Annotated in this window: 18 protein-coding genes; 13 read left to right on the forward strand and 5 right to left on the reverse strand. The window is 66.6% G+C overall.

The window, feature by feature from the left end; all coding sequences use genetic code 11:
• Window positions 1–289: 289 nt before the first annotated feature.
• Together ACFC0O_RS37750 and ACFC0O_RS37755 are read left to right on the forward strand one after the other, a co-directional pair.
• Window positions 290–2,311, forward strand: coding sequence for a TerD family protein (locus ACFC0O_RS37750; protein WP_375966797.1), 2,022 nt, complete (start codon window positions 290–292; stop codon window positions 2,309–2,311).
• Between the two features lie 125 nt (window positions 2,312–2,436).
• Window positions 2,437–3,393 carry an alpha/beta fold hydrolase gene (locus ACFC0O_RS37755; protein WP_375966799.1) on the forward strand — a complete coding sequence of 319 codons (957 nt, stop codon included), beginning with the start codon at window positions 2,437–2,439 and terminating at the stop codon, window positions 3,391–3,393.
• A gap of 29 nt (window positions 3,394–3,422) precedes the next feature.
• On the opposite strand, the gene ACFC0O_RS37760 is transcribed toward ACFC0O_RS37755, so the two are convergent.
• Both ACFC0O_RS37760 and ACFC0O_RS37765 read right to left on the reverse strand, forming a co-directional pair.
• A complete protein-coding gene (locus ACFC0O_RS37760; protein ID WP_375966801.1) occupies window positions 3,423–3,902 on the reverse strand; it encodes a universal stress protein in 480 nt (159 codons plus the stop codon).
• A gap of 14 nt (window positions 3,903–3,916) precedes the next feature.
• Window positions 3,917–4,135, reverse strand: coding sequence for a CsbD family protein (locus ACFC0O_RS37765; protein ID WP_364633205.1), 219 nt, complete (start codon window positions 4,133–4,135; stop codon window positions 3,917–3,919).
• A 111-nt stretch (window positions 4,136–4,246) separates the two neighbouring features.
• On the opposite strand from ACFC0O_RS37765, the gene ACFC0O_RS37770 reads away from it, so the two are divergent.
• The 6 genes from ACFC0O_RS37770 to ACFC0O_RS37795 all read left to right on the forward strand — a co-directional run bounded on the left by ACFC0O_RS37770 (window position 4,247) and on the right by ACFC0O_RS37795 (window position 11,236).
• A complete protein-coding gene (locus ACFC0O_RS37770) occupies window positions 4,247–5,734 on the forward strand; it encodes a DUF4419 domain-containing protein (RefSeq protein ID WP_375966802.1) in 1,488 nt (495 codons plus the stop codon).
• Window positions 5,735–5,880: 146 nt separating this feature from the next.
• Window positions 5,881–6,873 (forward strand): hypothetical protein, encoded by a 993-nt coding sequence (locus tag ACFC0O_RS37775; RefSeq protein WP_375966803.1) that lies wholly within the window; start codon window positions 5,881–5,883, stop codon window positions 6,871–6,873.
• Window positions 6,870–7,901 carry a hypothetical protein gene (locus ACFC0O_RS37780; protein ID WP_375966805.1) on the forward strand — a complete coding sequence of 344 codons (1,032 nt, stop codon included), beginning with the start codon at window positions 6,870–6,872 and terminating at the stop codon, window positions 7,899–7,901. Before ACFC0O_RS37775 ends, ACFC0O_RS37780 begins: the two co-directional genes overlap by 4 nt.
• On the forward strand, window positions 7,898–8,767 hold the full coding sequence (locus tag ACFC0O_RS37785; RefSeq protein ID WP_375966806.1) for a hypothetical protein: 870 nt from the start codon (window positions 7,898–7,900) through the stop codon (window positions 8,765–8,767). The genes ACFC0O_RS37780 and ACFC0O_RS37785 overlap by 4 nt, the downstream gene beginning before the upstream one ends.
• 124 nt (window positions 8,768–8,891) lie before the next feature.
• Window positions 8,892–9,953: a hypothetical protein gene (locus ACFC0O_RS37790; RefSeq protein ID WP_375966808.1), complete on the forward strand. Its 1,062-nt coding sequence runs from the start codon at window positions 8,892–8,894 to the stop codon at window positions 9,951–9,953.
• 203 nt (window positions 9,954–10,156) lie between these two features.
• Window positions 10,157–11,236: a Gfo/Idh/MocA family oxidoreductase gene (locus tag ACFC0O_RS37795; RefSeq protein WP_375966810.1), complete on the forward strand. Its 1,080-nt coding sequence runs from the start codon at window positions 10,157–10,159 to the stop codon at window positions 11,234–11,236.
• A gap of 52 nt (window positions 11,237–11,288) precedes the next feature.
• On the opposite strand, the gene ACFC0O_RS37800 is transcribed toward ACFC0O_RS37795, so the two are convergent.
• Together ACFC0O_RS37800 and ACFC0O_RS37805 are read right to left on the reverse strand one after the other, a co-directional pair.
• A complete protein-coding gene (locus ACFC0O_RS37800) occupies window positions 11,289–11,687 on the reverse strand; it encodes a hypothetical protein (protein WP_375966811.1) in 399 nt (132 codons plus the stop codon).
• A gap of 59 nt (window positions 11,688–11,746) precedes the next feature.
• On the reverse strand, window positions 11,747–12,691 hold the full coding sequence (locus tag ACFC0O_RS37805) for a LysR family transcriptional regulator (RefSeq protein WP_375966812.1): 945 nt from the start codon (window positions 12,689–12,691) through the stop codon (window positions 11,747–11,749).
• 138 nt (window positions 12,692–12,829) lie between these two features.
• Here ACFC0O_RS37805 and ACFC0O_RS37810 point away from each other — a divergent pair, with 138 nt between their 5' ends.
• The 3 genes from ACFC0O_RS37810 to ACFC0O_RS37820 are packed head-to-tail and all read left to right on the forward strand — an operon-like array spanning window position 12,830 to window position 16,913.
• Window positions 12,830–14,200 (forward strand): MFS transporter, encoded by a 1,371-nt coding sequence (locus ACFC0O_RS37810; protein WP_375966813.1) that lies wholly within the window; start codon window positions 12,830–12,832, stop codon window positions 14,198–14,200.
• Window positions 14,197–14,946 (forward strand): 3-hydroxybutyrate dehydrogenase, encoded by a 750-nt coding sequence (locus tag ACFC0O_RS37815; RefSeq protein WP_375966815.1) that lies wholly within the window; start codon window positions 14,197–14,199, stop codon window positions 14,944–14,946. The genes ACFC0O_RS37810 and ACFC0O_RS37815 overlap by 4 nt, the downstream gene beginning before the upstream one ends.
• Window positions 14,943–16,913 (forward strand): acetoacetate--CoA ligase, encoded by a 1,971-nt coding sequence (locus ACFC0O_RS37820; protein WP_375966816.1) that lies wholly within the window; start codon window positions 14,943–14,945, stop codon window positions 16,911–16,913. Before ACFC0O_RS37815 ends, ACFC0O_RS37820 begins: the two co-directional genes overlap by 4 nt.
• Here ACFC0O_RS37820 and ACFC0O_RS37825 read toward each other — a convergent pair.
• The gene (locus ACFC0O_RS37825; protein ID WP_375966817.1) at window positions 16,889–19,060 is read right to left on the reverse strand and encodes an MMPL family transporter; all 2,172 of its coding nucleotides are present in this window, start codon (window positions 19,058–19,060) and stop codon (window positions 16,889–16,891) included. The genes ACFC0O_RS37820 and ACFC0O_RS37825 overlap by 25 nt on opposite strands.
• 380 nt (window positions 19,061–19,440) lie before the next feature.
• On the opposite strand from ACFC0O_RS37825, the gene ACFC0O_RS37830 reads away from it, so the two are divergent.
• Both ACFC0O_RS37830 and ACFC0O_RS37835 read left to right on the forward strand, forming a co-directional pair.
• Entirely contained in the window at window positions 19,441–20,946 is a 1,506-nt protein-coding gene (locus tag ACFC0O_RS37830; RefSeq protein WP_375966818.1) for a cytochrome P450, read from the forward strand.
• A gap of 30 nt (window positions 20,947–20,976) precedes the next feature.
• Window positions 20,977–21,612, forward strand: a complete 636-nt coding sequence (locus tag ACFC0O_RS37835) for a GNAT family N-acetyltransferase (protein ID WP_375966819.1) — start codon at window positions 20,977–20,979, stop codon at window positions 21,610–21,612.
• Window positions 21,613–21,639 lie beyond the last annotated feature (27 nt).

Raw genomic sequence — 21,639 nt, forward strand, 5'->3', positions numbered from 1 at the left:
GCCGAGTTCCCGGTCCCGCACCCACGGGGCCGGGAACTCGGCCGTGGGGGAGTGCATACGAACGGCGTGAAAGGGCAATCTCGGACTTTGCTGAAGGCGTAATTGGGCCTGGCGAATAACTCGGGATATGCATTGTCCGGCAGCGATTTTGGACATTCCTACCGGTACGTAATTGGCATTCGCCCGACATTCGCGGTGACACGCGGTTGTATGTAACAGCGGAGACGTCAGCGCCGAATTCTCAGCGGCGTCTCCGCTGCATGCGTGCCGAATCAGGAAGGGGGAGGCCTTGACGTCTCCGATACTGTCCAAGGGCCAGAATCTCGCACTGTCCGATGATGTCGTGCGTGTCGATATCGTGATCGGCTGGGCGGAGGCCGAGGTGGCGGTCGACGCGTCCGCGCTACTGCTCGGTGCGGACCGAAAGGTGCTGTCCGACAGTGATTTCGTGTTCTACAACCAGCCCGAGTCGACCGATGGCTCGGTGCGATTCCTGGGCACGAGTGCGACCGAGGAGGGTGCCCAGACCCGTATCACCATCGATCTGGCCGCTGTTCCGGCCGAAGTGCACGTGGTCGCCCTCGCGGGGAGTGTCGGGACCGGAACATTCGGGCAGTTGGGCAAGGTCGCGTTCTGTGTCGTGGATGGAGCCGGGCAGTCCCTGGCCGAGTACGTGACCGCCGATGCGACGACGGAATCGGCCGTGCTCTTCGGGGAGGTGTACCGGCGCGCGGGGGTGTGGAAGGTGCGTGCGGTCGGTCAGGGGTGGGACTCCGGGTTGGCAGGTCTGGCAACGGATTTCGGTGTCACCATCGATGACGACGCCGAAGGCGATGCGGTGCCGGAACAGCTGAGCGAGCCGGAATCGGTTGCGATGCAGAAGAGTTCCGCTGTCGAGGCCGCGCCGGAGGTGGCCGCGCCCGACCCGTCGCCGACCCGTCCCGCGCGATCGGCCCGGGGTGTCCGCACCACCAAACAGGTGGCGAGGAAGACCAAGCCGATCGAATTCAAACTCGCCGAGAGCGATACCTGGCAACCGGCCCGGCTCTTCTCCGTGATCGGAGTCGGTGCCGGTGAGGAACAGGAGCGGCGCGCCACCTCGGCGCTGATCGCCACCATGCAGGCCGTGCGGCCCTTCGCGCGGGCGCTCTGCACGCGCATGGGCGCGCCCGCCGGCGCTTTCGAGGGCTATATCGAGGTGCAGTACGAGCGTGGTGACGCGGTGGTGATTCCGGACGCGGTGCTCAAGGTGGTGCGCGGCAGTCGGGTGTGGACGGGATTGCTCGAGGTCAAGACCGGTAGTGGCAAGCTCAAACGCGATCAGCTGGAGAGCTATCTCGATGTGGCGCGTAAGAAGAAGTACGACGTCGTGGTGAGCCTGTCGAATGATATTCCGGCCGGTCCGGGAGAGCTTCCCGTCGAGGTCGACCGCCGCAAGCTGGCCAAGGTCGCGCTGCGTCATCTGTCGTGGGCGGAAGTGGCGCACGAGGCGCGAATGCTGTTGTCGCACGGCGGCATCGAGGACGACCTGCAGGTCTGGCTGTTAGGCGAGTTCCTCCGCTATCTCGATCATCCGCGTTCCGGTGCAACGGAATTCGTCGATATGGGCAGGCACTGGGTCGCGGTCCGGGACGCGGTCGCCGCGGGGACCTTGCGGGCCGGCGATCAGAAAGCCCTGGCGGTCGCCGAAACCTGGGTATCCCTGTCCCGGCACCTCGCGCTGCGGCTGACAGCCGAGCTCGGAGCGACCGTGAAACATGTACTGCCCCGGCGATTCCGGTCCGATCCGGCGGCCCGCAAGGCGGCTGTCGCCGAACGGCTGGCGGCCGAGGGGATCTTCGAGGCCGTGCTGCAGATTCCGGATACCGCGGGTGATCTGCTGGTGGTGGCGGACCTGCGAACCAATAGGGTGCGCTGTCGCACCACACTCGACGCCCCCGATGAGGGCACCTCGGCTCGCCGACTGTCCTGGCTGCTCAAACAGCTTCAGGGAGCGCCAGGCAGCGTTCAGGTCGAGGCGGTGTTCTCCGAACCCGGCAACGAGGCGTGTGAGCTGCTCGAAACCGTGCGGACGAATCCGAAGGCGCTGACGGCGGACCGTGCGGGTGCGATCGTGTCCTTCACCCTGGAGCAGGTCTTCGCGATGGGGAATCGGCGATCCGGGACGGCGGCGAGCTTCATCACCAGCGTGACCTCGGCAACCGACGCCTTCTACGGGACGGTGGTGCAGCCACTGCGCGGCTGGGTTCCGGCCGCCCCGAAACAGTCCGAGTCGGCGCAGCCGGGTCCGATCACCGAACCGGACGGCTGACGCGCGGCACCACCCTGGGTGTTGATCTCGTCCACCTCGGGGGAGTGGGGGCAGCTCTCGGGGCTCTGCTTTCGGGGGTGGTGGCGGTGGAGAGTTGGGGGACCACCGAGGAAGCGGAGAGATCGATGTCGGGACTGAAAGCGATTGGCAGTTCGGCCGAGCGCCGGGTCACGGTCATCACCGCGGATGGGGTGGCGCTGGCGGTTCGGGAGTATGGGCCGCGGGCGGCCGAGGTCACCGTTGTGTTTCTGCATGGGCACTGCATGCGCGCCGAGTCCTGGAGTGAGGTGCGGGATGAGCTGGTGCGGGAGTATCCGGGGGCTCGGGTGGTCTGCTACGACCATCGCGGGCACGGCGATTCGGGCAACGCGCCTCGGCACAGTTATACGCTCGCGCAGCTCGGGCACGATCTGGGTGCGGTTATCGATGCCGTCGCGCCCGCGGGGCCGGTGGTGCTGGTCGGTCATTCGATGGGCGGGATGACCGTGCTGACCTATGTCAGTCAGCGGCCGCAGGAGATCGGGAACCGCATCGCCGGGGTCGCGCTCATCGCCACGGGGGCGAGCGGGATCGCGGAGGCGGGGTTCGGGCGGTTGATCCGGCATCCGGTGGTCGCGACCTTCCAGGCCGCGGTCCGCTGGGCTCCGGGGCTGACACGGCATGCGAAGGCGTTGGCGTGCAAGGTTTTCGCGCCGCTCATCACGATGGCGGAGTTCGGTGATCGCAAGGTCAGCCCGCGCATCCGCAGCCTGGTGAACGCCATGCACAACCAGACTTCGATCGTGGCCATGGCCGCGTTCCTGAGCGCGTTCCTCGACTACGATCGCACCGACGCGCTCCCGGCGCTATCGCACATCCCGACCCTGATTCTGTGCGGCTCCGCCGACCTGATGACCCCGCCGTCGCATTCGATCGCCATGGCCGCCGCCGTCGACTACGCCGATCTGGCGCTGGTCGAGGGGGCGGGTCACTCGGTGATCCTCGAACAGCCCGAACTCGTCTCGGCCGCGATCGCCCGCCTGATGACCAGGGCCGCCGGGACCGAGCGGACCGCATACCGCGGCCTGGCGCTGGTCGCATAGCCGGAGTCGCGCCGCACCCGCGCGACTCGCTACGGGACGACGGTGACGGGCCAGCGGCCGGATTTCACCAGCCGCATCGCCACCGAGCCGATCAGTCGGTGACCGGCCGACTGGGAAGCGCCGACCACGACCGCATCCGCGCCGAGTTCGTCTGCGGCCTTGGACAATTCGGTGAAGGCGTCACCGCGGCGGGTGAGGAATTTCCACCGGATGGTGTAGATGTCCTTGACGCGCTCGATGGATTCGCGGATCTCGGTGACGAGCTGATCGGCGATATCCGCGGTGATGGACTGGACGTCGGTGCCCATACCCGCGACCATGGTCATCCACGGTTGCACATAGATGACCGCGAGCAGCGCGTGCTGACGGCGCGCTAGTCCGGCGGCGTAGGCGGCGGCGCGCCAGGAGGATTCGGACCCGTCCACACCCACGGCTATCACCAGTGGGCCGTCGGTGCCCAGTTCGAAGCGGGATCCGTCCCGCTCTTCGGGAGTCGTCGGCTCGGCCACCTCGCCAGCCTAATTCACCATTGGGTCTGGGTGCGGCTGCGCCGCCCGCGCCGTCCGCGACCGGAGCGCACCGCATCCTTGACCTTCTCCCCGGCATCGCGGAGATCGGCCTGTATCTGCTCGCGGCGTCCCCGCCCGGACATGCGGCGATCGCCCAGGGCGTCACCGGCGAGCTGCCGTGCGCGCCCGGTCAACTTGTCGATCTTATTCTTGAACTTGTTGCCACCACTCATTTTTCGATCCTTCGTAGAGGTCTGTACCCGGGAACTACCCGGTACCGCGCGATCGAATCCGCCACCGTGAAATCGGTTGGCGCGGTGACTGTCTCGAACTAGCATCACGCCGTGCTGACATTCCCGGTCGATGACGTGACTCCCGCCGCCGCGGCCCTGCCGACCCGGCCGCTGCGGGAGTTGTTCCCCGAAGCGCTGGTGCTCGGCGGCGACCCGGAGCTGCCGATGGTCGAACCGAACGGGGTGCATCCGCTGCTCGGCGCGGTCGGCCGGGCCTTCGCCGACCATCGGCCACTGGTGCTGTCCCCGGATGCGGTGTGGCTGACCATCGCGCAGGGGATCGCGCAGCATATTCGGCTGCACGCGGAGGAACTGCGGCCGCTGTTGGTCCGTCATGCCGGGCGCAAACGACTCGAGGTTGTCATCGATAGCGGTCTGCCGGACACCGCCGACTCCTGGCGAACCCTGGTGGAGTCGTGGAGCAAACTGCTCGCCGCCGAGATCGACCACGCCGACCTGTTCGAATGCGATTTCACGACCAGTTCGGAGATCGAGCGGATCGCCGGGCGGGTGGTGCTGCTGGACGCCTACTCGCCGTACTACTCGTATTGGATGGTCTGCGTCTGCGGTATCCCATCGCTCACGCTGACCGGAACCGTCGACGACTGGCGCAAGATTCGGAGCCGGGTGGACGGGCTCGGCGCGTTCGGCCTCGAACAATGGGCACGTTCGCTGGAACCCATTGCCGACCAATTTGTCCGGGCCGCCTCCGGTGATGTCGATACCGCGTTCTGGCAGCGCATCTACAACCCCGTGGACGCCTACGGCGGCGAGGTGATCACCGGGTGGATCGCACGGCTGTATCCGTACCTGGCGTTCGACGGGGCGCAGGACACGCCGAATCCTTTGCTGGACTTGCCGATTACCGAACCCCGCGATCTCACCGATGATGGTCCCATGGGCTACTGGGGCCCGGGGATTCGCAGTACCGCGACTCCGGCCACCCTGTCCAAGGTCATCGTCAATATCAACGATCGCGTCGCGGGAGACAACCAGGCGCGGGCGTTGCACTCGGGTTTGGTGGGGATCACGCAGGACGCCGACGGCTCGTTACGGCCGGTTGCGGGCTGGCAGTTGACGACTGCCGCCGTCGAGATCGACGATGTGATCGATCGAATCATCAGCGACCACAGCGCTTCTCCGCCGGAGTCAGGTCCTGACGTCGACGGGTGCGCGGATCTGCAGGCGATCTATCGCCGGATCGGGTCGGCGTCGCTGTTCGGCGGCCGATGGGAACTGGTGTCCACCGCGAATCAGCGGCAGATCTGGGATGACACCGAAACGACGGTGCTGGCATCGGTCATCAACCTGCATGACGGCCGGAGCATCTGCGCGTACACCGACGATCGCACCGGAGTCACGCATTGGGTGTGTTGCCGAGTATCGGCAGACTCGGCGGGATTCCCTTACCGTGTGATCGAGGCGGCCGCCGATATCCCGGTGTACGGCACATCACTCGCTCTGCTGCTGAATGCCGCCCTGGATTCCGGCGGCGATATCGCGCACGTGGAAACCGGAACGCTCGCCGACCTGCTGTGAGCTCGCTTCAGTATTAAACGCGGGATTTACCGGATTCCGTTCAGCATGACCCTAAGGGGTTACTTTGCCCCGCCCTCGAGTTGCCATATGTGTGCTGTCCGAAATCTTGGAGTTGATCAGCACCGAATCAATCGAGGGAATACGTTATGGGTCGGAATTCGTATCGCGTCGCCGCCGGACTGGCCGTCGCAGGGCTCACCGCGCTGGCCGCGCCCGCCGCGCATGCCGAGCCGGTGCCGCTCAACGGTTTGCTCGCCCTGTCGCCGGGCGTGTGCGCGAACGGGGTGGTGACCGGGAGTTTCTTCCGGATGATCCTGCCCACCGGTGATGCGAGCGGCCCCTACCTGCAGAACAGCGATTCCCGATGCAGCGATCAGACGGTGACTCCGCTGTCGGCGGGCACCGATGGCGGACTCGTGAGCGGCACGTATCAGCCGCAGCCCGCGGCCGCGTTCGACGGTGCGGGTAATGCGCAGTCGGGGCGGGTGACCACGCCGGTGCGGTTCTACGGCGTCGATTTCGCGACCGCCACCAATCCGACTGACCCGCAAACGGGTTCGGGCACTTCACTACCGCAGATATTCAGCGATGGCGGCCGTTTGTCCGGTGATTTGAGCAGTCTCGGTGTCACCTGGAACAACCAGGTGTTCAATCAGGGATCGCCGAAGCCCGGCGGCGGATTGCCCGGCAAGACCAGTTCGATCAGTGGAAGTATTGACGGCGCAGGCAATTTCGTCATCGAATGGACGAGCCAGATTGTCGGGGGGCCGTTCAATAATTTCACCGGGCTGTGGCATTTGGCCGGACAGTATCGTGGCAGTCTGCCGCAGGCCGCACCGGCGGCGGCTCCGATCGCCGCACCGGCGGCTCCGGCGGCACCCGCCGCCTCGGCTCCCGCGCCCGCCGCTCCGGCTCCGGTCGCCCCCGTCGCCGAGCAGGTCGCACCGGTGGCGACGACCGTACCGGCGACCGATCACCCCACCGCGCAGGCAGATCCCGCGCCGGTCGCCCAGTCCGTGGAGATCAAGCAGGACAAGCGCAACGCATTGCTGATTCCGGCGCTCGTCGTGGCCGCCGTCGTCGGTGTCGGCGCGTTCTTCGGTGCGGGCCGCCTCGCGCGGGTTCGTGACCGAGGATGACGACGGCACCGCCCGTGTCCGGCCTGCCCGCGTACTCCGATTACGTCTCGCATATCGAGCGCGCACCCGAGCGGGTGGCGGCACGCTGGCCGTTCATCGCGTTGATCGTGCTCGGGATACTGCTGGTGGCGGCTCCGCTGGTCACCGGTATGTTCCCGCGAGCGATCAAGGGCGAGGCCATGATCGACGCATTCCGGCCGCAGATCACCGCGGCGAGCATCCAGAACTATCGGGATGATCTCGGCGTGCTGGATCGGGCGCGAGCGAATGTGATTGCGCTGCAATCCAATGGCGCACAACCGGGGAGTTTCGAGCGGGTCGACAAGTTCGTCCAGGATTACCCGGCGATTCGGGCCGACATCTCCGGCATGGTCGACCGTATCGATGCCAACCGTGACAACTACGAAAAGCTCTCCGATACAACGCCTTTCGGGGTTTTGCCGTGGCTGCTCGCCCTGCCCGGTGTGCTGTTGATCGCCGCGGGCGGGTTCGGCTTGCGGGCGGTGCGCGACGGTCGGCGGGGTGTGTTCTGGAATTCGGTGGCGGCCCTGGCCGGGCTCGGTCTCCTGGTGGTGCCGTTGACCGGTGGGCTATTTCAGGCCGCACCGGCGGCGCAGCCCTTAATCAATGACTTCCGGCCGATTCTTACCCATGCCGAAGTGCGCACGGTGCAGGGCTATTTCGTCACGCTCGTGGCGGCCGACGGTGAGCTGAACAGCCGCTATGTCGGCGCGGTGCGCGCCGCGCATCCGGAAGCCGATCTGACCGGCGTCAAGGAGTTGGAGGCGCGCTGGCAGCCGATGACGGCCCGGTTCGCGGGGCTGGTCGGTGTGCTGAACGACAATGTCGAGAATTTCGATGCCGTTGTCGCGCTGAATGATTCGACCAAACCGCTCGGTGTCACGGCATTCCGTGCGCTCGGCTGGGGATTCGTGATTCCCGGAGTGCTCGCGCTCGGACTCGCCGCGGCGGGGCTGCGCGGGCCCGGTTCCCGCCGCGCCGATTCCACAGGAGGTACCTCGGCATGAGGGTGTTCGGAACAACCACCCGCGCGTTCGCGGGCCTGCTCGCGGTGACAGCGCTGCTGGTGACGGGTTGCGGCAGTGACGATTCCGCGCAGCCCGCCAGTGCGCCGGAACAGCTCACCGGTCTGCTGCGCTTCACCGCCGGTGCGGTGAACGGCGATTCGGTGACCGGCACCTGGTTCCGCATGGTGCAGCCGGGCGGTACGCCCGAGAATGGCCCCTACATGCCCAATGGTGATTCCCCCGCCCAGGGCGGTTCCACCACACTGTTGGAACCGGGCACCGCAGGCGGCCTCCAGGTCGGCGGCTACCAGAGCGAGCCCGAACCCGGTTTCGCCCAGGGCAATTCGCTCTCGGCCTCGATCACCAAGCCGACCAAGTTCTTCGCCGTCGAATTCGGCATCTCCACCAACGCCCTCGACCCGCAAACCCAGCGCCGCGTCCCCCCGCCGACCGTGACCAACGACAACGGCAAGCTCACCGCCGACCTTTCCTCCTGGGCCGCCTCCTGGAACGATCAGGAATTCAACCAGGGCGCACCCAAACCCCCGGAGAAGCAGGGCCCGCAGGTCGCCGGAGCCGAACAGGTCCAGCGCGCCTGGGACTGGGTAGCCCAGCGCTGGTTCGACCGCCCCAGTTCCAGTGCCGCCCAAGGCCCGTCGGCCACCGGCACCTACGACCCCAAAACCAGGGCCTTCGCCCTGCAATGGACCAGCCTCATCGTAGGCGGCCCGTTCAACGGCTTCACCGGCGTCTGGCACCTCCAGGGCACCTTCGAACCCGGTGCCGCCCCGGCTCCGAACGCCCCGGCCGCCGCACCCGGCACCCCCGCCACGAGCGCGCCCGGCGCATCGAATGCCCCGCGATGAGTTCCACTGTCGCCCCGGGCGTCCCCACGACAAGCACATCCGGTGCGACGCCGAGCGCCCACACCACGAGTACGCCCGGTGCCGCGCCGGGTGGCCCCACCACTAGCACAGGGAGTACGGGTCGATGACCTCCGCCGAAAAGACCAGGCGTCCGGCCGTGGTCGCCGCCATCCGCGCGATCGCGGCGCTCACCGTGGTCGGTAGTGCTGCTGCCGCAACGACTTTGATTGTTCGGGACAATGATCCAGCCCCCGCCGCGGTGGCCGCGCCGCAGCAGCAGGCTGCCACCACTTCGACGGCCCCGGGCAATGTGGAGGTGGCACCCGCGCCGCTGGCTGGTGCTCCGGCGGCCGGCCCCGATGCCGGCGGAATTGCTCCCGCCGGTGCCGCCCCCCAAGGCGCTGTGCCCCTCGGTTCGGGTGGCGCTCCCGGCGCGGCCGTCCCGATCGGTCAGGGTGGAGCTCCGGGTGCCGGGCCGAGCGCCGCCGTGCCTCTCGGCCAGGGCGGTTCCCCGAGTGCCGCCGTGCCGCTGGGACAGGGCGGCGCTCCGAGCGCGGCAGTTCCGTTGAGCCCCGGCGCTTCCCCGAACGCGTCGGTGCCGTTGAGCCCGGGTACCGCTCCGAACGGTTCCGTGCCGTTGAGTCCCGGTACTTCTCCGAACGGTTCGGTGCCCCTCGCCGCGGATAACCCGTTCGCCGCCGCGCCGGTCGACTCCCAGCCCGCCTGCCCGATTGGTTGGCCCGCACCGAAGCAGCAGGGCGGTCTCGCGTCCCTTATCGGCCTCGCGCCGTTGGCGGGCCCGTTCTCCTCTGAGGCTTTCGCGCTGGGCTCGGTTTACCAGCCGATCCTGCGCCTGGCGGGGCCGGTCCTGGCAGAGATCGCACCAATCATCACGCAGAACCAGCCGCTCATCGATCCCGTCATCGCGCAGGTGCAGGCTGTGGAAGCGGTTGTGCTACAGGCGATCCTGCCCTACTACGGCCCCTACCGCGCCCAGCTCATCGCGGCCGAGGGTGACCTCGCCCGAACCCTGGCCCCGATCCTGGACCGCGCCTACAACAGCGAGGCCGCTTCCTGCCTCGTCGCCTGGCAGGGTCAGCTCATCGACCAGGCGAAGGGTGGCCGCATTACCGTCGCCTCCCTCGCCCACCCCGGTACCGTCGTCGAACTCGGCCCGGAGGAGTGACCCACGCCGCGCAGGCTTGACGTGCCGACGCTGAGTCATGCACCGGTGCAAATAGATTCAGGCGCTGTGGTCCAGGATGTCGTGGAGCGCCGAGTCTGCGATTCTGCGCAATTCGGCGCGCGAGCGCCCGGCGGCGGCCTGGACCGCAATGCCGTCGGAGATGGTGTGGATCAGGGCGGCGAGGGTAACCGGGTCGTGCGTAGATGATTCGAGTTGGAGTGGTCGGGGCCAGCGGCTGGGCGGACAGTTCCCACCTGCCCGCGCTGGCGGCGCTCGAGGAGTTCGAGGTGACGGCGGTCGCGACCACCAAACAGGCCAGCGCGGACAGGTTCGCGGCCGCTCGCGTTGTGCGGCAAGCTTTTTCGAATGCGGGTGAACTCGTCACGCACCCGGAGGTCGATCTGGTCGTGGTGTCGGTGAAGGCCGCCGGCCATGCCGCCGAGATCCGCGCGGCACTCGATGCGGGGAAACATGTTGTGTCCGAATGGCCGCTGGGCGTCGATGCCGAAGAAGCGGCCGAGTTGACCGCGGTCGCAACCGAAGCCGGTGTCATCCACGCCGTCGTTCTGCAGGGTCATCACTCCCCGAGCGCCCGCTTCGTCGCGGACCTGGTGGCCGCCGACCGCATCGGCACGCTCGAATCGGTCGTATTGACCGCTGCGGGAGCGCCTTTCGGCGGCAATCGTATCTGGCCGGACCTGGAATTCGCTCTCGATCCGGCGCAGGGCACCACCATCCTGACCATCATGGCCGGTCATTTCCTGGCCGGACTCGAACGAGTCGCGGGTCCACTGACCGAGGTCTCCGCGCGTCTACCGCGCACCCATGACCATGTGCTGATCACCGGAACGCAACGCACGGCACCCAACAGCACGCCCAGTCACGTTCTGCTGCACGGACTTCTGGCGAACGGCGGCACCGCCTCCATCGCCGTGCACGGCGGCAACGGCGACGCCCAGGGTGGGTTCCGCCTCGAACTCGTAGGCAGCGAAGCGACGTTGATCGCCACCCCCGCCGATCCGGGCACCTTCATTCACTGGGGCGACTGGGATATCCGCATCGGAGACGAACGCATGGCCGTCCCGGACACCTATCGCACCGCTCCGCCGGCCATCGAGTCCGGCCCACCGGCCAATATCGCGGCCCTCTACCGAGAGGTCGCCCTGGCCATAGCCGAAGAGCGGCAACCGTATCCGAACTTCGGCACCGCCCTGCGCCACCACCGGCTACTCGCCGCGATCGAGCACTCCGCGGCCTCCGGAACCGCCCGGTCCCTCGCCTAGCCGACCTCGGTCGGCCAGGCGAGACGCGCCGAACCCATTGCCCTCCCGAAGGTCAGGAGTTGTCGTTGCGGAAGGGTTCGCAGCTGATGCCCTTCGCGCCGATCGGACCCACGCCGTATTTGGCGTCGTACGCCAGCAGATGCACGGTGCTGTCATGCCGGTTGAATCCCGCCAGCAGGATCGCACCGGAGGTATCCCATTCGACGCTGGTCGAATTCGGATCCATGTCGGTCCACAATTCCGCGACCGAATCCGCGCGATTGCCGTTCGGGGTTCCCATCGCGGCCAGGACCTCGTCCTTGGTCTGACCCAGTTGCAGATTGCACCACGTCGTCAATTGACCGGTGTCCGCGTGCGCGGTGACGGCAGCGGCTCCGGCGACGACGGCCAGTTGCACCGCCCCGATGACAGCCGTGCGATATGTGTTGTCGAGCAAACGGCGAATTGCCATGTCCCCACCCTTCTTTCAGCGTCCAGGAACCTACCGGCGCGCCGGGCGAGAGGGCAAATTCAGTCGAGTTGCTCATCGGCTCCCGGATGCCCGCCGAGCAGGGCTTCGCGGTCGGCCAGGACCTGGGTGCGCAGGGCGCGGACGATGGCGGCCACTTCGGGGCGGCGGAGGGTTTCGGCTCGGGTGACGAGCCAGTAGGTGAGGCGGACGGCCACCTCGTCGGGGAGGACTCGGATGAGGTCGGGGTGGCGGTCGGCCATGAAGCAGGGGAGTAGTCCGATGCCCGCGGCGGCTCGGGTGGCTTCGACGTGGACGAAAACGTTGGTGGAGGAGATGGATTCGCGCATGGTGGGGGCGAAGAGCATGGGAGCCAGATCGAGATCGTCGACCTGGAGCATGGAGTCGATGAAATAGACGAGGGGGTGGCGGGACAGGTCCGCGACCGAGGCGGGCGAGTCGTGGGTGGCGAGGTAGGACTCGGAGGCATAAAGGGCGAGGGTGTAGTCGCCCAGGGGGATGGCCTCGGCGCGGCGCACCTGGGGTTTGCCGACGACGACTTCGATATCGAGGCTGGAGCGTTGCAGGGAGGCGCGGCGGGTGGCGGTGATGATCTCGACCGTCACCTTGGGGTGGTCACGCTGCACGCGCGCGATGGCGGGGGCGGCCAGGTAGGCGCTGAAGCCATCGGTCGCGGACATGCGGACCACGCCTTCCAGAACGCGCGCACCGCCCGCTCCCGAGGCCAGCGAGCGAACCGCGGCTTCCACGGTTTCGGCCGCCGCCAAGGCTTCTCGGCCCAGATCGGTCAATTCCCATCCGCTCGCGCCGCGCATCAGGACGCGTCCGCCGAGCGCGTGTTCGAGTGCGGCGATGCGCCGCGAGATGGTGGTGTGGTTCAGCCCCAGCTCATCGGCCGCCGAAACGTAGCGGCCGGTGCGGCCCACCGCCAGCAGAACCAGCAGGTCATCCGGATTGGGCCGGGCAGTGGCGGGGGTCACGCTCATATGTGCATTTTCGCAGATACCGGTTGCGAACTTGGCCATTGCCGCCCGCTCACGTGTGCACGAATACTCAGTACTCGATTGGTTTGTGGGCCGCGTCACAGATGAGGGGATGCGGCCCGATCGTGAAGGAGTTGCACGATGAGCGTCCGGGATACGGAGCCGCGCACAGCGCTGGCGGGGCTCCGGCGGGTGGTGGCCGCCTCGATGGCGGGCACCGTCGTCGAGTGGTACGAATTCTTCCTCTACGGCACGGCGGCGACGCTGGTCTTCAACAAGGTGTTCTTCGCCAAGGGCACCAGCGATCTGGACGCGATTCTGGCGGCGTTCATCACCTACGCGGTGGGCTTCGCGGCGCGCCCGCTCGGCGGAATCGTGTTCGGGCACTTCGGCGATAAGTACGGCCGCAAGAAGCTACTGCAGTTGAGCCTGCTGCTGGTTGGCGCGACGACCTTCCTGATGGGCTGTCTGCCCACCTACGCGCAGGTCGGCTATCTGGCCCCGGCGCTGCTGGTGGTGCTGCGCTTCCTGCAGGGCTTCGCGGTCGGCGGCGAGTGGGGCGGCGCGGTTCTGCTTGTCGCGGAACACAGTCCGAGCAAGAGCCGCGCGTTCTGGGCGTCCTGGCCGCAGGCGGCGGTGCCGGTCGGCAATATGCTCGCGACGGTCGTACTGCTGATCCTGACCTCGAGCCTGTCCGATGCCTCGTTCCTGTCCTGGGGCTGGCGAGTGGCGTTCTGGCTGTCCGCGGTGGTGGTGCTGATCGGCTACTACGTACGCACCAAGATCACCGACGCGCCCATCTTCCTGGCCGCGCAGCAGGTGGCCGAACAGGAGAAGGCGGCCTCGTTCAGCGCGGTCGAGGTGCTCAAGCGTTATCCGCGTGGGGTTTTCACCGCCATGGGCCTGCGCTTCGGCGAGAACATCCTGTACTACCTCGTGGTCACGTTCAGCATCACCTATCTGAAGGTGCACGTCGGGGCCAACACCAAGGTCATCCTGTGGTGGCTGTTGGCCGCGCACGCGGTACATTTCGCGGTGATCCCGCTCGCGGGACGACTCAGCGACCGTTTCGGCCGCCGCCCGATCTATCTGATCGGCGCGCTCGCGGCGAGTACCTGGGGCTTCTTCGCCTTCCCCATGATGGACAGCAAGCACAACTTCGTGATCCTGTCCGCGATCATCATCGGCCTGGTCTTCCACGCCTTCATGTATGCCGCGCAGCCCGCCATCATGGCCGAGATGTTCCCCACCCGGATGCGGTATTCCGGTGTCTCCCTGGGCTATCAGGTGACTTCGATCGTCGCCGGATCGCTCGCGCCGATCATCGCGGTGCGACTGCTCAATACCTATAAGTCCTCGACGCCGATCGCCTGGTATCTCGCCGGTGCGGCCGCCGTCACCGTCATCGCGGTGCTCTTCGCCCGCGAGACCAATGGCGCTGATCTGGCCGCCATCGACCTCGCAGACGCGGAAAGCCTGGCCGCGCAGAGCAATCGGAAGGTGCCCGCATGACAGGCGATCTACTCGGCCGCACCGCCCTGGTCACGGGCGGTGCGAGCGGGATCGGCGCGGCCTGCGCCAAAGAGCTTGCCGGACAGGGGGCGACGGTCATCGTCGCCGATATCGACGGCCCGGGCGCGAAACAGGTCGCCGCGGAGATCGGCGGTCACGCCTGGGAGGTGGATCTGCTCGATGTCACCGCGCTCGAGGAATTGCGCCTCGAGGTGGACATTCTGGTGAACAACGCCGGAGTGCAGCGCATCCACCCGATCACCGAATTCCCGCCCGAGCAGTTCCGAATGATGCTGGCGCTCATGGTCGAAGCGCCGTTCCTGCTGGTGCGCGCGGCACTGCCGCATATGTACGAACGCGGATTCGGCCGGATCGTGAATATCTCGTCGGTGCACGGCATTCGGGCCTCGGCCTACAAGTCGGCGTACGTCACCGCCAAGCACGCGCTGGAGGGTCTGTCCAAGGCAACCGCACTGGAAGGCGGACCGCACGGGGTCACCAGCAATTGCGTCAGCCCCGGCTATGTGCGAACCCCGTTGGTGGACGCCCAGATCGCCGATCAGGCGGTCGCGCACGGTATTGCCGAACAGGAGGTGGTGGAGCGGATCATGTTGACCGAGAACGCCATCAAGCGACTGGTGGAGCCGGATGAGGTGGCGGCGCTGGTGGGGTGGCTCGCCTCCGATGCCGCCCGCATGGTGACCGGGGCGACCTACACCATGGACGGCGGGTGGAGCGCGCGATGACGGTGAGCGAGCAGGCCGCGCCGCAGTGGATACCGAACGCGGAAACCATTGCTGGCGCGCGGATTACCGACTTCACGAGATTCGCGGGGGAGCGCGGCGTCTCGGCCGCGGACTACCGCGCGCTGTGGCAGTGGTCCGTGGACGATATCCCCGGTTTCTGGGGCGCGCTGTGGGATTACTTCGACCTCGGGGACCGTCCGGAATCGGTTCTCACCGAATCGAGAATGCCGGGAGCGGAGTGGTTTCCGGGCACGCGGCTGAACTATGTCGATCGGGTGCTGCGTCAGGCGCGCACCGATCGGCCCGCCATTCTCGCGCTCAGCGAGGGCACACCAGACCGGGCAGTGTCATGGGCGGAAATGCTCTCCCGCACAGCTGTTCTGGCGCGAACACTGCGTGAGCTGGGTGTCCGTCCCGGCGATCGGGTGGCGGGATATCTGCCCAATATCCCGGAGGCCGTGATCGCCTTCCTTGCCACCGCGAGCTTGGGAGCCGTCTGGAGCGCCTGCGGCCAGGACTACACCGCCCAGGCTGCCCTGGACCGGTTGGGCCAGCTCGAACCGGCCGTGCTGATCACCGCCGACGGCTATCGCTACGGCGGCAGAGCGCATGACAAACGAGCCGAGATCGCCACTCTCCGTGCGGGTCTGTCCAGCCTTCGGGGCACGATCCTGCTCGCCCGGCTCGGTCATGCTGTCGAGGGCACGCTCGACTGGAACGATGCCACCGTCGATCCGGCCGCCGAAGGCTGGTCCGCGACGGACATCGACACCGTTCCCGTCTCTTTCGCACATCCGCTCTGGGTGCTCTATTCCTCGGGCACCACCGGTAAGCCGAAGGGAATCGTGCACGGCCACGGCGGCGTGCTGCTGGAGCACCTCAAAGCCATTGCCCTGCAATCGGATATCGGACCGGACGACACCTTCTTCTGGTACACCAGCCCCAGCTGGATGATGTGGAATTTCCAGGTCGCCGGACTGCTGACCGGTGCGACCATCGTCTGCTACGACGGCAGTCCCGCGTACGGGTCGCCGGATGCCCTGTGGGACTTGGCCGCTCGCACGGGGACCACTGTGCTGGGGACGAGCCCCGGATATATCCTGTCCTGCGAGAAGGCGGGTGTGGAACCCGCACGCGCCAATGATCTGAGCAAGCTGCGCCAGATCGGCGTCACGGGCGCGGCCCTGCCTGCCACCTCCTCGCTATGGCTGCGCGATCACATCGGCGATATCCCGGTCTCGTCCATCAGCGGCGGCACCGATATCGTCTCCGCCTTCATGGGCGGCGTGCCGACCGTCCCCGTCTGGCCCGGTGAGCTCTCCGCGCCGTATCTGGGTGTGGCCCTGCAGGCTTGGGATGAATCCGGGACCGGAATCCTTGGTGAGGTCGGTGAGCTCGTCATCACCGCCCCTATGCCGTCCATGCCGCTGCGCTTCTGGAATGACCCGGACGGCTCCCGCTACCGGGACGCCTATTTCGACACCTACCCCGGTGTCTGGCGGCACGGTGACTGGATCACCGTCAACCCGCACGGCAGCGTCACTGTGCACGGCCGCTCCGATTCCACGTTGAACCGCAATGGCATCCGAATGGGCAGCGCCGAGATCTACCAGGCGGTCGAAGCGCTCCCGGAGGTGCTGGAATCCCTGGTGCTCGGTATCGAACTGGCGGACGGCGGCTATTGGATGCCCTTGTTCGTGGTGCTGCGTGACGATCTGGAGCTGACTTCCGAACTGCGGCAGCGCATCACCGCCACCATCCGCACCCGGGTCTCGCCGCGACACGTACCCGATGAAATCCACCGCGCGCCGGGCATTCCACACACCCGCACCGGCAAGAAACTGGAGGTCCCGCTCAAACGATTACTCCAGGGTCATGATTCGGCGAAGGTCGTGGACCCCAGTGCCGTCGACGACCCGGAACTGCTGTCCTGGTACGCCGCTCAGCGCCCGGTCGTGACGAGCTGATTCCCCTCGACGTCGAAGTCGGGCACATACCGGTCGAACCATTTGGGGTGGTACCAGATTCGATTGCCGATCACCGCCATGACCGCCGGAATCAATGTCAGCCGCACGACGAACGCGTCCAGCAGCACACCGATCGCCAGCGTGAACGCGAGCGGTTTGAGAATCGGATTGTCCACTGTGATGAACGCCGCGAACACACCGAACATGATGAGCGCGGCGGCGGTGACCACGCGGGCGGACAGCGCGACCCCGTTCTCCACCGCCAGGCGGGCGTCACCGGTGCCGGTGTGCTCCTCTTTGATTCGGGACACCACGAAGATCTGATAGTCGCTGGAGAGCCCGAAGATAATGGCCAACACGATGATCGGCAGGAAGCTCAGTGTCTCGCCCGGTACCACGCCGAGGAGGTCCGCGCCCCAGCCCCATTGGAAGACCGCGACCTGAATTCCCAAGGCGGCGAACACCGATCCGACGAATCCGATGATCGAGGTGATCGGCACCAGAATGGTCCGGAAGGCCAGTGTCAGCAGCACCATGGCCAAGCCGACCACCACCGCCAGGAATAGCGGCAGCGCGTCACCGAGTCGCTGTGAGGTGTCGATATTGGCGGCGGTCGCACCGCCGATCAGGAAGGTCGCACCGGTATTGCGCTCGATGGATTCGCGATGATCGCGAATCGCCTGCACCAGTGACGCGGTCTCCGAATCGTTCGGCCCGCTGCCCGGAATGATCTGCAGCAGCACCGTGTCGTTGGCCTGCGCGGCGGGCACGACGGTGGCGACATCGAGTTCGCCCTGGATGCCCATGGCAATGGTCTGCACCGCATCGGGTGTCGCGTGCGAGGTGTCGATGACCGCGATGAGCGGGCCGTTGTAGCCGGGGCCGAAGGAATGGCTGATGAGATCGTAGGCGCGGCGCGCGGTACTGGAGGTGGGCAGTGAACCGCCGCTGGGCAGGCCGAATTCCATGGTCGCCACCGGCATGGCCGCGACGCCCAGCAGGACGACGCCACCGATGAGCAGCGGCACCCGGAAGCGGGTGACGAACCGGCCCCACGCGTGGCCGCCGGTGTACCTGGGCGCGATCGCGGCGGTGCGGGCGACCTTCTCGTTATGGCCGGGCCGCAATGGGGTGGGCAGGAATCGGGTGACGGTATGCCCGGCGAATCCGAGCAGTGCGGGCAGCAGGGTGAGCGCCACCAGCATGGCGATCAGCACCGCCCCGGCGGCGGTCAGGCCCATGACGGTCAGGAAGGGAATGCCGACGACCGCCAGCCCGCACAGTGCCACGATCACCGTCACGGCCGCGAAAACGACTGCGCTGCCCGCAGTTCCGAGCGCGACGCCGATGGATTCCTCGATCGGCATGCGCTGCATCAGGTTATTGCGATGCCGGGACAGGATGAACAGCGCGTAATCGATACCGCAGGACAGTCCGAGCATGAGCGCCAGTGAGGTCGCCACCGTCGGCACATCGACCAGCGCGGCCAGCGCGGTGATACCGGTGACCCCGATGGCGACGCCGATCAGCGCGGTCACAATGGGCAGTCCGGCCGCCACCAGCGCACCGAAGGTGATGAGCAGAATGAGGAAAGCCGCGAGCAGTCCGAAGATCTCCGGGCTCTCGGGAATGGTCATTTCGAGCCCGGGATAAACCGCACCGCCGTATTCGACCTCGACCCCGGCCTGTTCGGCCGTGCGCGCCGCGGCTTGCAGCGCGTCGAGCGTGCTTTCCTCCACTTGCCCGGCCTGCGCGGTGTACTGCACGCCGCTCAATGCCACCTGCCCGTCGGGCGCAATGGTTTTCGCCTGGTACGGATCGATGACCTCCGCGACCTGCGGAACGCCCTTGAACGCGCTGACGGTACCGGCGATCGCCGCCATGACATCGGGATCGGTCACCTTCGCGGTCCCGTGTGTCGCGAACACCACCTGCGTCGACGCCCCACCCTGCGCGGGCAGCTTCTCGTTGAGCACGGTGACAACGTCCTGCGATTCGGTACCGGGCACCGTGAAATCGTTATTCAGCTTGCCGCCCGCGGTAATCGACAACGTCACGGTGGCAGCCAGCAGAACGATCCAGATCCCCAGCACCCACCACCGCCGACGTGCGGCAAACCGGCCCAGAGCATAGAGATAACGCGCCATGATGGTCCTTTTCTCCGAGGTCGAACCCAGCGCCCGGGACATCACAAAGCAAGATCGACACTAGCAAGAAGGGAAGCCCGAGCAACGCCCGAACTCCCCGTTTCGCCCCTTTCCCGCAATACTGCTAAACCCCTTCCGCAGGCGATCTGAAGCCGTGATCACGGCTGGGAACACTTGGGAACGGTTGCGGAATGGGAAATTCACGTTCGCGCGGGAGGCCAACGCCAAGCGAGCAGTTGCTTGGTGGGGGAGAACCTGGGGTCATCGTCTAAACCTTTTCTAAACGCCAGCTCAGGGGCACTGCGGGGGTCGCTACTGTTCGGTAGTGTCCGACCGAACCCATTCGGGGAGTTGAACTTTCGAGCGTGGAGAGGTGGCGAATGACGTCATCTGCCCGGGGCGGCACCGAGCTTTATCCGCCGAAATGGCTGCCTGCGCCTTTTCGGTGGCATCGGACCGAAGTGTCGTGGGGGCGGTCGTGGCGGTTGGCCGCGGCGCTGATACCGCGCTGGCGGGACCGCACCGTCGTGCATTACATCGCCGCCGAATTACCGGGTCAGGACGATATTCTCATCGCGCGCATGCCACTGCTGAAATACGTGGTGGTGCGCAGTCCGGAACTGGCCCGGCATATTCTGGTCGCGCATCAGGACAACTACGCCAAGAGTGCCGAATACGACATGATGGCGGTGACTTTCGGCCAGGGGCTGGTCACCGATATGGATGAGCAGCGTTACCAGCGCAATCAGCGCGTGGTGCGGCCCATCTTCGCGCGCAGCGCCATCGATCAGTTCGCCGGTCCGATGACCGATGCCGCGCGCGATACCCTGGACTGCATCGCGACCGCGAGTGCGGCCGGTCGGCCGGTGGATATCGGTGCGGAGATGAACCGCCTCATGTTGGATGTGGTGGCGCGCACCATGTTCGGCACCGATCTGTCCGGGCCGATCTCCCAGATCAACCTCACCAACCTGCTGAAATTCTTCGGCGTCGGCTTCGCCTCGGGCGTGAGCCGCCCGTTGCGCAAACTCTCGACCTGGGTGGTCCGGCACACCGAAACCCCTGAGCGGCAAGCGGGTTCGCGCCTGCCCATTCGCGCCATGCGCGCACTGACGTGGATGTCCGCCCCGCACATCATGCTGGAACTGCGCGGTATCGAGAAGGCCGTCGACTCGCTGATCGCCGATCATCGCAGCGGCCGCATCGCTCGCAAGGACAATCTGCTGGCCCTGCTGATGGAATCGCGCGATCCGGAGACCGGCTACGGCTACAGCGATGCCGAAATCCATGACGAGCTCATGACTTTCATCGGCGCGGGCATGGAAACCTCCGCGACCGCGCTGACCTGGATGTGGAAGCTGCTGGCCGAACATCCCGAGGTGCGGGCGCGACTGCACGAGGAGTTGGACGGCGTGCTGGCCGGTCGCACCCCGACCGCCGACGATGTCGACAAACTGGTGTGGTGCCGGGCCATCTTCCTCGAGGCCATGCGCATCTATCCGCCGGTCATCGGCCTCACCCGGGTCGCCAAATACGATGACGTGCTTGCGGGCTATCACGTGAAGGCCGGAACCACCGTGGTGGTGAGCCTGCACGGCGTGCACTACAACGAGCGCGTCTGGGACCGGCCGAGCGAGTTCGATCCGACTCGCTATCTGCCGGAGAATATGACCGCCGACCACCGGCAGGCCTCGCTCGCCTTCAGCGCGGGCAAAAGAATCTGCATGGCACAGGGTTTCGCCACCATGGAGGTGGTGCTCGCGCTGGCCACCATTGCCCAGCGCTTCGATCTCGACCTGGCCGTCGACGGTCCGATTCGCCGCCAGATGTCCTTCATCGGCGCACCGGAGCACCCGCTCATGATGCGGGCCGTCCCGCGCGATTGACCGCCCGCCGCTCTCCCGAAGGTGTACTACTTGCCGAAAACATTGCAGCACATCGCCATTCGCCCCGCGACCAAGCGGGATATCCCCGCCATGACCGCGGTGCTGGACCGGGCTTTCAGCGTCGATGATCCGTTCGGGGAGTACATGTTCCCCAATCCGGCCAAGCGCGCCAAATCCCAGCCGCGCCTGACCCGCGCCATGATCCGGCACCAGTATCTGCCCGCGGGCGGTGCGCACGTGGCCACCGTGGACGGCCGGATCGTCGGCGCGATGCTGTGGCAGCCGGCGAACTACCGTTTCGGCGCGCTGCGCTATCTGGCCTCGATCCCGGAGTTCGTGTGGGCCATGGGTTCCGACGGCCCGCGCGTGCTGTCCATGGACGCCACCATCGCGAAAATCGCTCCGGGACTGCCGCATTACTTCGGCGTCACGCTCGGGGTGGATCCGTGGTTCCAGAACACCGGTGTGGGCAAGGCGCTTTCGCTGTTCTGCCTGACCGAGGTGGAACAGGCCGCCGTCCCGCTGCTGGGCCTGTGCAAGGACGACAATGTCGGCTTCTACAGCGCCTTCGGCGGACTGCGGCTCGGGCATATCCGGCTCGGGCGGTCCGGGCCGGAGGTCAACGTCATGATGTGGCTGCCGTCGAGCCTGCGCACTCGGGACTGAAATCGACACGGCGTTTGATCAACACAG

This window comes from Nocardia sp. NPDC056100 (assembly GCF_042266325.1).
Taxonomy (GTDB): domain Bacteria; phylum Actinomycetota; class Actinomycetes; order Mycobacteriales; family Mycobacteriaceae; genus Nocardia.